General features: G+C 63.0%; 14 protein-coding genes. 2 read left to right on the top strand and 12 right to left on the bottom strand.

Annotated elements, in window-relative coordinates; translation table 11 throughout:
• Nucleotides 1-115: 115 nt before the first annotated feature.
• From ACWTU8_RS24545 to ACWTU8_RS24525, 5 genes are all read right to left on the bottom strand, one after another.
• Nucleotides 116-835 carry a helix-turn-helix transcriptional regulator gene (locus ACWTU8_RS24545; protein WP_008873880.1) on the bottom strand — a complete coding sequence of 240 codons (720 nt, stop codon included), beginning with the start codon at nucleotides 833-835 and terminating at the stop codon, nucleotides 116-118.
• Nucleotides 836-908: 73 nt separating this feature from the next.
• Complete coding sequence (locus tag ACWTU8_RS24540; protein ID WP_455850196.1) at nucleotides 909-1319, bottom strand: hypothetical protein; 411 nt, start codon at nucleotides 1317-1319, stop codon at nucleotides 909-911.
• Nucleotides 1320-1326: 7 nt separating this feature from the next.
• The gene (locus ACWTU8_RS24535) at nucleotides 1327-1692 is read right to left on the bottom strand and encodes a VOC family protein (RefSeq protein ID WP_455850195.1); all 366 of its coding nucleotides are present in this window, start codon (nucleotides 1690-1692) and stop codon (nucleotides 1327-1329) included.
• 53 nt (nucleotides 1693-1745) lie between these two features.
• Nucleotides 1746-2348, bottom strand: a complete 603-nt coding sequence (locus ACWTU8_RS24530; protein WP_455850194.1) for a DJ-1/PfpI family protein — start codon at nucleotides 2346-2348, stop codon at nucleotides 1746-1748.
• Between the two features lie 85 nt (nucleotides 2349-2433).
• Nucleotides 2434-2601: a hypothetical protein gene (locus ACWTU8_RS24525; RefSeq protein ID WP_082982284.1), complete on the bottom strand. Its 168-nt coding sequence runs from the start codon at nucleotides 2599-2601 to the stop codon at nucleotides 2434-2436.
• 270 nt (nucleotides 2602-2871) lie between these two features.
• Between ACWTU8_RS24525 and ACWTU8_RS24520 the strand changes: the two genes are divergently transcribed.
• A complete protein-coding gene (locus ACWTU8_RS24520) occupies nucleotides 2872-3825 on the top strand; it encodes a ring-cleaving dioxygenase (protein ID WP_455850193.1) in 954 nt (317 codons plus the stop codon).
• A gap of 178 nt (nucleotides 3826-4003) precedes the next feature.
• Nucleotides 4004-4165, top strand: a complete 162-nt coding sequence (locus tag ACWTU8_RS24515; protein ID WP_127314259.1) for a hypothetical protein — start codon at nucleotides 4004-4006, stop codon at nucleotides 4163-4165.
• Between the two features lie 14 nt (nucleotides 4166-4179).
• Here ACWTU8_RS24515 and ACWTU8_RS24510 read toward each other — a convergent pair whose 3' ends face one another.
• The 7 genes from ACWTU8_RS24510 to tkt all read right to left on the bottom strand — a co-directional run bounded on the left by ACWTU8_RS24510 (nucleotide 4180) and on the right by tkt (nucleotide 13646).
• Complete coding sequence (locus tag ACWTU8_RS24510) at nucleotides 4180-4911, bottom strand: SGNH/GDSL hydrolase family protein (protein WP_127212172.1); 732 nt, start codon at nucleotides 4909-4911, stop codon at nucleotides 4180-4182.
• A gap of 98 nt (nucleotides 4912-5009) precedes the next feature.
• Complete coding sequence (locus tag ACWTU8_RS24505) at nucleotides 5010-5750, bottom strand: DUF899 domain-containing protein (protein ID WP_455850192.1); 741 nt, start codon at nucleotides 5748-5750, stop codon at nucleotides 5010-5012.
• Nucleotides 5751-5876: 126 nt separating this feature from the next.
• Nucleotides 5877-6902, bottom strand: coding sequence for a class I fructose-bisphosphate aldolase (locus ACWTU8_RS24500; protein WP_455850191.1), 1026 nt, complete (start codon nucleotides 6900-6902; stop codon nucleotides 5877-5879).
• 138 nt (nucleotides 6903-7040) lie between these two features.
• Nucleotides 7041-8237, bottom strand: coding sequence for a phosphoglycerate kinase (locus ACWTU8_RS24495; protein ID WP_455850190.1), 1197 nt, complete (start codon nucleotides 8235-8237; stop codon nucleotides 7041-7043).
• 109 nt (nucleotides 8238-8346) lie between these two features.
• The gene (locus ACWTU8_RS24490) at nucleotides 8347-10236 is read right to left on the bottom strand and encodes a potassium/proton antiporter (protein ID WP_455850189.1); all 1890 of its coding nucleotides are present in this window, start codon (nucleotides 10234-10236) and stop codon (nucleotides 8347-8349) included.
• A gap of 253 nt (nucleotides 10237-10489) precedes the next feature.
• Nucleotides 10490-11500, bottom strand: coding sequence for a type I glyceraldehyde-3-phosphate dehydrogenase (gap, locus tag ACWTU8_RS24485; RefSeq protein WP_127208478.1), 1011 nt, complete (start codon nucleotides 11498-11500; stop codon nucleotides 10490-10492).
• Between the two features lie 154 nt (nucleotides 11501-11654).
• A complete protein-coding gene (tkt, locus tag ACWTU8_RS24480; RefSeq protein ID WP_287330322.1) occupies nucleotides 11655-13646 on the bottom strand; it encodes a transketolase in 1992 nt (663 codons plus the stop codon).
• Nucleotides 13647-13744: the final 98 nt, after the last annotated feature.

Below are 13744 nucleotides of genomic sequence, written 5' to 3'. Positions count from 1 at the left end.
CGGAAGAGGGTGTTGGAAGAAACGCCAACGCCGCGATCCTTCCAGCACCCCTCATCCAACCCAGCTTCGCTCGGCCACCTTCTCCCACAAGGGAGAAGGGAAGACGTCACTTAATCTAGGTTCGCGCGGCTCGGTCCGGTGCCATGCCGTAATCCTCGCTGCGCTCAACCGCACGATAGAAATCGGCGAGTTGCTTGCCGCGCTCCGGCTTGAAGACGCGGCCGGCTATGACCACCGAAGCGATGCGGTCGATACGGAAAGCGCGGAAATCGTCGCGCATCTCGCACCAGGCGACCAGCGTCCACACCTTGCCCCAGAACCACAGACCCAATGGCCTGATGTCGCGCGCGGTGCCGCGGCCTGCTTCGTCGGAGTAGTCGATAGTCAGCACCTGGCGTTTTTCCACTGCGCGCTCGATCAGGTCGATTGCTTCGCGGGCGGCGTCGCTCACCACCCACATCGGCGTGTGGATTTCGGTGCGGGCGATGCGGTCCTTTTCGGCATCGGGCAGCACGGCGCCGATCTTGACCAGCGCCTCGTCGGCGGCCCGCGCCATGGCAGCGCCGCCAAACGCGCGCACCATGCGGGCGCCGGCGACCAGCGCGACGATCTCGTCACGCGTGAACATCAGCGGCGGAAGGTCGAAACCCTCCCTCATCATGTAGCCGACGCCGGCCTCGCCGTCGATCGGCACGCCCGTCGACTGCAGGTCGGCGATGTCGCGATAGATGGTTCGCTCGGAAACCTCGAGCCACGTGCCCAGCTTCTGGGCGGTGACCAGACGGCCACCGCGCAGATGCTGCACGATCTGGAAGAGCCTGTCGGCGCGACGCATCGTATGGTCCCTCGATGTTGTTTCTATGCATGTCGTTTTGCCAAAACCGGTTCCCACTTTTGGGCGACATGCATTATGGTCCGAGCCCTTCACGCTTGCGCTGCGCGGCGACGAAAGCCGCGCCGAAGGACAACTTCCCTGTTGTCGGCGTCTTTGCATCCAGCACCCGCCAGAACGGCGCGATGTCGCTGAGCGTCATGCCGCGTTCCAGATCCTCGTTGGCGGCCTCGGCAACAGTGCGCAGATGATAGCCGATAGTGACCGGACATGTCACTTCGGCACCGTGCTCGATGGCGAGCGCGGTGCGCAATGCGCGGACGTCCATGTCCACGCCCTCTGGGATGGAGCGGATGAAATCATCGACCTGCCGTGCCGTCGGCACCAGCATCGGCTGGCCTTCGACGACGTCGCCAACAGTGCGCGGCGTCGGCTTGATACCGTTGGTGCCCGGCGTGTTCAGCCTGTCGTTCCAGCTCTTTACCATGCGCCACCTAAACGAAGAGCCCAAAGCTGTTGCCGTCCGGGTCGAGGCAATAAGCGAATGTGCCGGCCGGAATGGAGATCGCCGGCGAGACAACCTGCCCGCCGTTCTGCCTCACCCGTTCCATGGCGTCCTCGATCGGTGCGGCAACCGACAGATGGATGGTCGGGCCATTTCCCGGTGCCGCGGGTTTCCCTGGGTAGATGTGCCCGGAGGCCGTTCGGTCCTCGGCGGCGAACATGGCCATCGGGTTCGGGCCGTTCTCCCCCAGAATGAGATCGTTCTGGAGCACCGACCCATAAAAGGCGCGCGCCCGATCCATGTCGGTGACAGGAATCTCGAACCATGCCGAAGCTTTTGCAGGGATGAAGGCCATGTCTGTCTCCTGATACTGCCGTACTATTGCACGCCCCTCCTGACACCATACTGTCAGGAGGCTTCAGCATATTCCCCTTCAGCGTACTCCTTGGCGAACAGCATTCGCATCTCAGCAACGTCGCTGCTTCTCTGGGGATAGAGCGTCTTCAAATAGGCAAGAGCGAACGTGCCGGGAGCCGAACCCGGCGCGGACACGATGCGACCGTCGGCGACCGCATAGGGCACGTCCTGATAGTTCTGGGCGCCCGGGTAACCCGGTTCCTTTTCGTTGATCCAGTCACGACCATTGCTGGTGTGTTTGGCCTTATCGAACAAGCCGGCACGTGCCAGTGCCAAGGTGCCGGCGCAAATGCCGCCGACCACGCCGCCACGCGCTGCGACCGCTGTCAGCAGCCGGGAGACATCAGGCGGGGCATCGACCCACTGGTCGGAGCCGATGACCGCCACAGCGTCGAGATCGGTGTTTTCATCAACCTCGGTGGAACGGTCGGGCGTCAGCATAAATCCGCTGGCCGAAGTCACCGGCTTTCCGTTCGGCGTCAGCGACACCGCGCGTGCGCCGAACCATTCGAGCGCCGAAGCCGCCAGCAGCCCGTATTCCCAGTCGGCGAAGCGATCGATGAAAAGAACGCCGATGGTTTTCTGTTCGGACATTTCCTGCTCCGTCTTTCCGTCCGCCGGACCTGTTTATCTGGGCGCCGTGGCGTCCGCATCCAACTGCTGCTGCGAAGAAATCGCCTCAATGGCCGCGGCCGTGGCGGCCTTCGTAATTATCCGGCCAACCGATGTCCTTGCGGATGCTTTGCGGCAACCCGTTCATGAAACGCCGGGTGCGGATCTCGTTGCGCATCGTCCTGATCTTGCCGACATAGTGCTGCACGCTGCGCAGAATGGTAAAACCGTTCATAGCTGGTCTCCTCTCTTTCGATGGAGACACTATCGCACACCCCTCCTGACAGCAGTCTGTCAGTAGAATGATGGCCTTCGGCGATGCTGCCGGTTTTGCCTTCCCGAGCTCGCCGGTGCGCGGCACGCCGGCTTATTCATCGCAGGTCGCTATCAGCGTCGAGATCGTTCAGCTTGCAGCGACAGACTGTCGGAATTCGCATCCTTCTGCGATAGGGTCGGCGTTCTGATATTGAAGGAGAAAAATTTTCCGTAAATCAGGGAGACGACCATGGGCCTGCAACTGACGGGAATCCACCACCTGACCGCTATCACCGCGAATGCGCCCGGAAACCTTCGTTTCTACACGAGGACCTTGGGCCTGCGACTGGTCAAGAAGACGGTCAATCAGGACGACACGTCGGCCTATCACCTTTTCTATGCCGACGCCGAGGCGACGCCTGGCACCGATCTTACCTTCTTCGATTGGCCGGTCGGACGCGAACGGCGCGGCACCAACAGCATCGCCCGGACCAGCCTGAGGGTCGCCAGCCCCGAAAGCCTTGCCTGGTGGAAGCAGCACTTGTCCGGCGAGACCGTCGCGACGGGAGAGATCGGCGATGTCGGCGGCTACCCGTCGCTGGATTTCGAAGACCCAGAAGGCCAGCGCCTGCGTCTCGTCAGCGATGGCGGCAAGGGGGACAGTCATCCCTGGGCTCAAAGCCCGGTCCCAATCGAGCACCAGATACGTGGGCTCGGGCCTATCGTGATCAGCGTTCCCGACATCACCAGCACCGAAGCGGTGCTGACCAGGGTGATGAACATGCACAAGGCGCGGGATTATGCCTCGCCGGATGGTCAGGGCCAGGTTCATGTCTTCGAGATGGGAAAAGGCGGCCCGGCGGCGGAACTTCATGTCGCGGTGCAGCCGGGCCTTGCGCCGGCACGGCAAGGTGCCGGGGCAGTCCACCACGTCGCGTTCAGGGCGCCGGACCGGGAGACCTTGCATCAATGGACGGCGCGGCTGGCCGAATTCCGCCTGCCGTCAAGCGGTGAAGTCGAACGATACTACTTCCGTTCGCTCTACTTCCGTGAGCCGAACGGCATATTGTTCGAGATCGCCACCGACGGCCCCGGGTTCACGGCCGACGAGCCGCTGGAAACGCTGGGCGAAAGTCTGGCCTTGCCGCCCTTCCTCGAATCAAAGCGGGCCTCGATCGAGGCCGGCCTCAAGCCGCTGGCATAGCACCTCTCAGCGTTATGGCGATCTGGCATGAGCGGAGCGCTTTAACAGCCGACCGTGACACTAGAGCGCCGCGCGTCTTCTGGACGCGCAAAGGACGCTCCAGCACCTTTGAATCTACGCATCGTGCTTTCCGAAAATCGATTTCGATTTTCGGGCCGATGCGCTAGTCAAAAGCGGCATGTCGAAACTCCTCGCGCTCGTTATCATTGTCATGATGGTCATCCAGCTGATCAAGCCGCTCGGCTGGCCGGGGCTGAAGCGGCGCAGCGATTTCTGGAAGCTGGCGGTGCTGGCGATGGCGGCGATCTCGATAACAGCGGCGCTGGGGCATTGGACGTAGAGCTGGCGGCCCCGCTACGCTACGCGTGGTTCGTTGGCCAGCACCAGGTCGACGAGATGTTCCGCCCAGGCCCGGTAGCCGGCTTCCGAGGCATGAAATCCGTCGGAGGCAAAACCGGCTTCGGCATCGGTGATCGGCAGGCGCGGCGCCGGCACTGCGCCGCGTTCGAGGCAGAGGCGCTCGCCCATCCGGTTCATCTCGGCGGCGCGGATCTCCAGGATCGTTCCAAGCAGCGGCGGCATTGCCGGCGCCCGGGTGAATTCCAGCACCGGCGACCACACGACGCGCGCCTCAGGCCATTTAGCTCGCAGCGCGTAGAGCAGGCCGCCAAAATCGCTTTTGAAGCGTGGCACCGAGTGAAAGTTCTTGGTGTCGTTGGTGCCGATGGCGAGCACGATATGCGTCCAAGGATCAGCCGACAGATTGGGCAGCACATGGTCGCGGATCTGGCCTGAGGTCGCCGAGTTGAAGCCGGCTGCCCGCCAGCGCACCGCACGGCCAGTGCGTTGCGAGATCAACTCGGCCAGTTGCGCGGCCAACCCGTACTCGGAATTGCCGATGCCGACCGAAGCGGCGGAAGAATCGCCAAGCATCAGAAGCGAGATCGCTGGCGCCTGGCCTGATATCTCGTGCATGACCGGACCTTGCGCCGGCAGCATGCGGGTGGTGCGGCGGCGCACGCCGAGTCCCTGCCAGACATAGACTGGAAAGGCGAGCCAGGTGAGGAGGGCAAGAAAGCGCTGCATCGCAAACCGTTAATGGGGAAAGTCCGTTAAAGGCGTGGCGAGCAGCACTTAGCGCATATCGGGCTAAAGGCGAAAGATCTTGCGTCGGCTGCCCGTCGTCAATGGTAACAGGCGTCCTGCATCTCGTGCCTGTCTGCGTATTCATCGTGCAGCCGCACCCAGTCCATCAGGCTGTGGTAGGGACCTGTCTCGTTGCGGCCTTTCGGCGTCAGGTCGAGATAGTGATAAGCGCCGATCAGCGGATCGCCGCCCCTGGAGCGCGACATGAAGGTAAGGAAGATGTCGCCGTTCTCATCCCTGTAGAACACGCTGATGCCGGGAAGGTCCTTCGATTTCAGCGCGCGCTGCTCGAAATTGTAGGTCGTGTCGCCTGATTGGATCTGTTTGTCGGTGAAGGAAACCTGCATGTCGAAGTTGAAGTCCGACGCGTAGGACGACACCCAGTTGAATTTCCACCCCATGCGCTGTTTGTAGGGCAGAAATTCGGCCAACGGCGCCCGCGAGATCACGACCAGCGACACATCGTGATGCTTGAGGTGCTGGTTGGCGCCGTCGATATGGTCGGCAAGGAAGGAACACCCTTCGCAACGATAATCGGCGCCCGGCCCGAACATAAAGTGGTAGACGATCAGCTGGCTTGCGCCTCCGAATAGGCCGGCCAGTTTCTTCGGGCCCTGTTCGGTCTCGAAGACATAGTCCTTCCCGATCTTCAGCCAGGGCAATTCCCGCCGTTCGGCAGCGATGCGGTCGCGAAATCGCGTCAATTCCTTCTCGCGGGCCAGATGCGCCTTGTGCGCCTGGAACCAGTCTTTCCGTGAAACGATCTTGTTGTTTGGCATGAGTCTGCTCCTCTTTGAGTCCCAAGGACGTTTGGGCTCAACGCAAGCCGACACGGCCCTCGGTTTTTTGGAGCATAAATTGAACCGGGCACATGGCCCGGGGTTCGGACGAAGGCAAAAAACCGGTCAGGCGGCCCGTTCCAGGTCCGGCTGCCATTTTCCAAGTGCGGCCAAATGGTTCATGTGGGCGCGGTGGGCGAAGGCGGCCTGGGCAGCGGCAACGTTGGCCGCCTTGCCGCTCCAGGCCTTCTGTGGCGCCGCCTGCAAGGCGCGGCCATAGGAAAAGGTCAGCTTCCATGGATGCGGGCCGATGGCATTGATGGCATTGAGGTTGGCGGTCGCCTCCTCGTCCGATTGCCCGCCCGAGAGAAAGGCGATGCCGCCGATTGCGGCCGGCACCGTTTCGCGGAACAGTTTTATGGTCTTTTCGGCGACTTCCTCGGGGCTGCTGGTCTTGCCCGACTTCTTGCCGGCGAGAACCATGTTCGGCTTCAAGATGGTGCCTTCGAGGACGACGCGGGCCGCGTAGAGCTCGGTGTAGAGTTTTGTCAGCGTTGCCTTGCTGATCTCGTAGCAGGTGCCGATGTCATGGGCGCCATCCATCAGCACCTCCGGCTCGACGATCGGCACGATGCCGGCCTCCTGGCAAAGCGCCGCATAGCGGGCGAGCGCATGCGCATTCGAACCGATCGACGTGGCTGAAGGCACGCCCTTGGCGGTGTCGATGTCGATCACCGCACGCCATTTCGCGAAACGAGCGCCGAGCTTGTAATAGTCGGCGAGCCGCTCCCGCAAGCCGTCGAGGCCTTCGGTGATCGTGTCGCCGGGGTACCCGGCCAGAGGCTTGGCGCCGGCATCGACCTTGATGCCTGGAATGGCGCCGGTCGCCTTGATGATGTCGACCAACGGCGTGCCGTCGGCGGCCTTCTGGCGGATAGTCTCGTCGTAGAGGATGACGCCGGAGATGTATCTGGTCATCGCCTCCCTGGCGCGGAACATCATCTCGCGATAGTCGCGGCGGCTGTCGGCGGTCGATTCGACGCCGATCACGTCGAAGCGCTTCTTGATGGTGCCGGAGCTTTCGTCGGCGGCCAAAAGACCCTTGCCGTCGGCCACCATCGCGGCGGCAATGTCCTCGAGACGTTCGCTCATTGTGCATCCTCCTGAACCGTTTGTTCCATCCTAGCAGACCACTAGAGCAAGGCAGGTTCAAGTCGAACCATTCCAATCGGAAAGCTCGAATCGATTGAAACGCGCAAACGCCCCTCGTTCGCCTGCCGCCCCAGGGCCTCAGCGCTTCAGCACATCGACACCGGGCAGCGGCTTGCCTTCCATCCATTCCAGAAAGGCGCCGCCGGCGGTCGAGACATAGGTGAAGTCGTCGGCGACGCCGGCATGATTGAGTGCTGCCACCGTGTCGCCGCCGCCGGCCACCGAGACCAGTTTGCCGGCCTTGGTGCGGGCCGCGGCGTACTTGGCTGCCGCCACCGTTGCCCGGTCGAACGGTTCGATCTCGAAGGCGCCGAGCGGACCGTTCCAGACCAGCGTCGCAGCGCGGTCGATCCAGTCGGCAACGGTCCTCACGGTCTTTTCGCCGACATCGAGGATCATGCCATCGGCCGGCACCTCTGATATGGCGACGGTTTCGCTGGCGGCGCCCGCCTTGAATTCCTCGGCGACGACACCGTCGACCGGCAGGATGACGGCGCAGCCGGCTTCGGCCGCCTCGATCATGATCTGCTTGGCGGTCCCGGCGAGATCATGCTCGCACAGCGATTTTCCGACATCGGTGCCGCGCGCGGCGAGGAAGGTGTTGGCCATGCCGCCGCCGATGACCAGCGCGTCGACCTTCTTCACCAGATTCATCAAGAGGTCGATCTTGCTCGACACCTTGGCGCCGCCGACGATGGCGACGACAGGGCGGACGGGATTGCCGAGGCCCTTTTCCAGCGCGTCGAGCTCAGCCTGCATGGTACGGCCGGCGAAGGCCGGCAGCAGGTGTGCAAGCCCCTCCGTCGACGAATGGGCGCGGTGGGCGGCGGAAAAGGCGTCGTTGACGAAGATGTCGCCATTGGCGGCGAGCTTTTCGGTGAAGGCCGTGTCGTTCTTCTCCTCGCCCTTGTAGAAGCGGGTGTTTTCGAGCAGCAGCACGTCGCCGTTGTTCATGGCGGCGACGGCGCTCGCCGCTGCGTCGCCGATGCAATCCGGCGCGAAGCCGACTGGGCAGCCAAGCACCTTCGCGCTCGCCTTGGCGATCGGCTCAAGCGAGAATTCGGGCGACGGTCCATCCTTGGGCCGGCCGAAATGGGCAAGCAGGATGACCTTGGCCCCCTTGCCGGAAAGCTCGATGATGGTCGGCGCGATGCGCTCGATGCGGGTGGCGTCGGTCACCTTGCCGTCGGCGACGGGAACGTTGAGGTCGACGCGCACCAGCACACGCTTGCCGTCGATGTTGCCGATGTCGTCCAGTGTCTTGAAGCCGGCCATGCTGTTCCCTTTCGCGAAAAATCGCCGGGACCTTACCCCGCATCAACGACGATGCAAGACCTGCAACGGTGCTACGCGGAAAATATGACACGGCATGTGTCGGGAGCAGTCAGCCCTCGTCGGTTGCCCTTTCCACCGCCGGCTGTGGAGACCGTTCCGCGTCGTCCGGCGCCTCGGCACTCTGCTTTTTGATCCGCTTGCGCCAATTGCGCACAAAGCCAGCGACGCGGTCGGCGATCTCGCCAGCACTCAGGAACACCGGCACCCGTGCCACCGGCGCGGTCGGCTCGAGGGAAAGACCGAGGCCAGTGATCTTGCCTTTGTCGTCGACATCGCGGACGATCAGCTCGATCGGACCAATCAGCACGCGGTCGGCATATTCGGCATGACCGCCGAGCCGCTCCGTCACCAAGTCGCCGACGGTCAGCTTGCGTTCCTCCTCGGTCAGGCCCGGCGCGTAAGCGGCTTCAAGTTCCGCGGCGGAGCGCGCCGGATCGACGGCGAAGGCGCCGAAGAAGTCCGCGTCCTCGGGATCGACCACGGCCCGGCTGGCGAACAGCTTGTCGAGCAGGGCTGGATAGCGATCCGGCACGAAAATGTAGACATGGTCGCCGGCGGCGAGCCTGCCCATGTCCTGGAAGCGCATCGAGCGCCCGTCGCGCAGCACCAGCGACGGCCGCGCCCAGCGCGGAATGCGCTCCCCGCGCGCCACCGGGCTGCCAGGTGCTACGCGATAGGCGAGAAGCTCGTGGTGGGCGGAGCCCGGCAATTCGAGTTCGACCTTGTCCAACGGGCCTAGGCGGGCCGGCACGATCAGGCCGAGGCGGCGTGCCAGCGGTCCGACGGTCCATCCCTGGATGACCAGCGACACCAGCACGACGATGAAGGCGGTGTTGAAGATGAGACGACCGTTCTCAAGCCCGCCAAGCAGCGGCGTGATGGCGAGCAGGATCGACACGGCGCCACGCAGACCCACCCATGAGACGAAGGCGACTTCCGGGCGCGGCAGACGGAACGGCATCAGGCAAAGCCAGACGGCGACTGGCCGCGCCACGAATATCAGGAACAGGCCCAGCAGCACCGCCGGCAGCAGGATCGCCGGAAATTGCGAGGGCGTCGCGAACAGGCCTAGGACCAGGAACATGATGATCTGTGCCAGCCACGACATGCCGTCCTGGAAGCGCTTGAGGATGGTGACGGCGCGAATGTCGGAATTGCCGGCAATAAGGCCGGCAATATAGACCGCCAGAAAACCGGAGCCGCCAATGGCGCCGGCGGCGGCGAACACCATCAGCGACAGCGTCAGCACGAAGATCGGCAGCAGCCCATGGTCGAGATTGAGCCGGTCGACAAGACGCACGATGGCGAGGCCCCCGAAAATGCCGACGATGGCGCCAAGCCCCATATTGAGAAGGAAGCCGAGGACGAGATCCGTAAACAGCACCCTGGCCTCGGGACTGGCGTTGGCGGCGATGATCTCGACCAGGCTGATGGTCAGGAAGATGGCGATTGGGTCATTGGTTCCGGATTCCACCTCGAGCGTGGAACGCACGCGTTCGCGCAAATTGATCTCGCCGGCGCGCAACAGGAAGAACACTGCTGCCGCGTCGGTCGAGGCGACAGCAGCTCCGAGCAGGAAGGATTCCAGCCAGCTGAGATCGAGCAGATAATAGGCGACGACGCCGAACAGGCCAGTGGTCAAAAGGACGCCGATGGTCGCCAGCGACAGTGCCGGTCCGGCCGCCTGGCGCAAGGCGTTGAGCGGCGTGCCGAAACCAGAATCGAACAGGATGACCGCCAGCGCCAGTGAGCCGGCAAAATAAGCCAGCCGCGCATTGTCGAACTGGATGCCGAGGCCGTCGGTTCCCGTGGCCAGGCCAATGCAGAGAAACAGCAGCAAGAGAGGGGCGCCGAAGCGGAAGGCGATCAGGCTCGAAAACGCGGCGGCGACGACCAGTGCGGCGCCGACCAGCGTCACGAGATAGATCGCATGCTCCATCCGCCAATTGCCCCTCGAATTCGTGTTCCTCTCGCTTTACGGGAGAGTGAGGCGAAGACATGACCGGTGCAAGGCGTGAGGGTGGTTTTTTGCCCTATGCCGCTGATTATTGAGTGTTTTGGCGTTCAAGGCGCGGTCTTGCCAAACAAACCGTTAGGGCGTCGTTTGCGCATCCAAAAGGGCGCTGGGCGCTCTCATGAAAACGCCCGGACAGAGCCGGGCGTTTCCAAGTCGCGAGAAGATGGTTCTGCGATCAGGCGATGGTCTTGCCGAAGGCGACTGCGGTGTCGGCCATGCGGTTGGAAAAACCCCATTCATTATCGTACCAGGACAGCACCGAAACGAAGTTGCCGTCCATGACCTTGGTCTGGTCGAGCGCCATGATCGAGGAATGCGGATCGTGGTTGAAGTCGATCGACACGTTCGGGTGATGGGTAACGGCGAGAATGCCCTTCAGCTTGCCGTTGGAGGCGGCGATCACCGCCTCGTTGATCTCCTGCACGGTCGTCGGCCGCTTGGCGATGAACTTGAAATCGACAACCGAGACGTTCGGAGTCGGCACGCGAATGGAGATGCCGTCGAGCTTGCCCTTGAGATCGGGCAGCACCAGGCCGATCGCCTTGGCCGCACCGGTCGAAGTCGGGATCTGCGACAGGGCCGCGGCGCGGGCGCGGTAGAGATCCTTATGCATGGTGTCCAGCGTCGGCTGGTCGCCGGTGTAGGAGTGGATCGTCGTCATCATGCCCTTCTCGATGCCGACGGCCTCATGCAGCACGGCTGCCAGCGGTGCCAGGCAGTTGGTAGTGCAGGAGGCGTTCGAGATGACGATGTGGTCCTTGGTCAGCTTGTCATGGTTGATGCCATAGACGACGGTGAGGTCGGCGCCCTCCGCCGGCGCCGAGACGAGGACGCGCTTGGCGCCGGCGGTCAGATGCGCGGCGGCCTTGTCGCGGGCGGTGAAGATGCCGGTGCATTCGAGCGCAATATCGATGCCGAGCTCCTTCCACGGCAACTGCGTCGGGTCCTTGATCGCGGTGACCTTGAATTTTTCGGTGCCGACGGTGATCTGGTCACCGTCAACCGTCACTTCATGCGGGAAGCGGCCATGCACGCTGTCGAAGCGTAGCAGATGCGCGTTTGTTTCGACCGGGCCGAGGTCGTTGACGGCGACGACGTCGATGTCCTTGCGGCCGGATTCGTGGATGGCGCGCAGGATGTTGCGGCCGATGCGGCCGAATCCGTTGATGGCAACTCTGACGGTCATTTTTCTCTCCCTGGGAGTTGGAGGCCGAAGATCAAGTCCGCAGCTTCATAACGGCGGGCTGGCAAAGAATCCAGCCGCCGATGGGTTGGATTTAAGTCCACCAGACGGAGGCTGCCCGCAAAACCATTATGCGCGGTTTCGCGGGCGCCTGGCTTTACTCGCCGTGCAGGCGGGCTTCCGCCGCCTTCACCGTCGCTTCGGCGGTGATGCCGAAATGCGGATAGAGCTGTTCGATCGTGCCAGAGGCGCCGAAGCCGGTCATGCCGATGAAGATGCCGTCGGTGCCGATGAAATAATCCCAGCCTTGGCGGATGCCGGCTTCGATCGCGATCTTGATCGGCGCGTTGCCGATCGTCTTCTTGCGATAGTCGGCGCTCTGCTTGTCGAACAATTCGAAGCACGGCACCGAGACGACGCGGGTCGGATGGCCGTGCTTTTCCAGCGCCTCGCGCGCCGCCAGCGCGATTTCGACCTCGGAGCCCGAAGCGAAGATCGTCACCGCCGCATCGCCATTGGCGCCAGCCAACTCATAGGCGCCCTGGCGGCTGAGGTTTTCCGCAACAAAGTCGTTGCGCACGGTCGGCAGGTTCTGCCGGGTCAGCGCCAGCGTCGAAGGCGTCTTTTCCTGCTCGATGGCCAGCTGCCAGCATTCGGCGGTCTCGACCGCGTCGGCCGGACGGAAGACGTTGTGGTTCGGGATGGCGCGCAGTGCGGCCAGATGCTCCACCGGTTGATGGGTCGGGCCGTCTTCGCCGAGGCCGATGGAATCATGGGTCATGACGAAGATCGAGCGGATGCCCATCAGCGAGGCAAGTCGCATCGCCGGACGGGCGTAATCGGAAAAGCACATGAACGTGCCGCCATAGGCGATGAGGCCGCCATGCAGCGTCAGCCCGTTGAGGGCGGCCGCCATGCCGTGCTCGCGGATGCCGTAGTGAACGTAGCGCTGGCCGTAATCGTCTGATGTGATGTTCTTGGTCTGGCTGGTCTTGGTGTTGTTCGAGCCAGTCAGGTCGGCCGAGCCGCCGATCGTTTCCGGCACCGCGCCGTTGATGATCTCGAGCGCCATTTCCGACGATTTGCGAGTGGCGACCTTCGGTTTGTCTGCGGCGAGTTTCTTCTTGTAGTCGGTGAGGACGGCGTCGAAATTCGCTGGCAACGTGCCACTGATGCGGCGCTCGAATTCGCTGCGCAATTGGGCGTCGGCCTCGGCAAGGCGGCCTTCCCAGTCGGTGCGTGCCTTGACACCCGTCTTGCCGGCGTCGCGCCAGGCATTGAGGATGTCGGCAGGAACCTCGAAGGGCGGATAGTCCCAGCCGAAGAACTTCCTGGCGCCGGCGATTTCCTCTGCGCCGAGCGGAGAACCGTGCGCCTTGTTGGTACCCGCCTTGGTCGGCGCGCCGAAGCCAATCGTGGTCTTGCAGGCGATCATCGTCGGTTTGTCGGAATGGCGCGCCGCCTCGATAGCATAAGCGATCGCTTCCGGGTCCTGGCCGTCGATGTGGCTGGCGTTCCAGCCGGACGCCTGAAAGCGAGCGACCTGATCGGTGTTGTCGGCCAGCGACACCGGGCCGTCGATGGAGATGTTATTGTTGTCCCAGAAGACGATCAGCTTGTTCAGCTTGAGATGCCCGGCAAGTGCGATGGCTTCCTGGGAGACGCCTTCCATCAGGCAGCCGTCGCCGGCCAGCACATAGGTGTAATGGTCGACGAGGTCGTTGCCGAAAGCGGCATTCATGATGCGCTCGCCGAGTGCGAAGCCGACCGAATTGGCAAGCCCCTGGCCGAGCGGGCCGGTCGTCGTTTCGATGCCGGCGGCATGGCCATATTCGGGATGACCCGCCGTCCTCGATCCCAACTGGCGGAAATGCTTGATCTGGTCGAGGGTGATGTCTTCATAGCCGGTCAGATAGAGCAGCGAATAGAGCAGCATCGAACCGTGGCCGGCCGACAGAATGAACCGGTCTCGATCGGGCCAGTGCGGGTTCTTCGGATCGTATTTCAGGAAACGCGTGAACAGCACCGTGGCAACGTCGGCGCAGCCCATTGGCAGGCCGGGGTGGCCGGACTGGGCCTTCTCGACGGCGTCCATGGAAAGAAAACGGATCGCATTGGCCATCCGGTCATGTTGTTCACGCGAGGTCATGCTTCCTCCAGTGTGGGGGTTTGGGCCTTGGGAGCGCCCTTGAAAAGCGTGCGCGACACATAGCAGGCGCGGCTTTTTAGTCAACAAACCGGCGCGCT

The organism is Mesorhizobium sp. BHbdii, from assembly GCF_053848045.1.
This window is presented reverse-complemented; position numbering and strand designations above follow the sequence as displayed.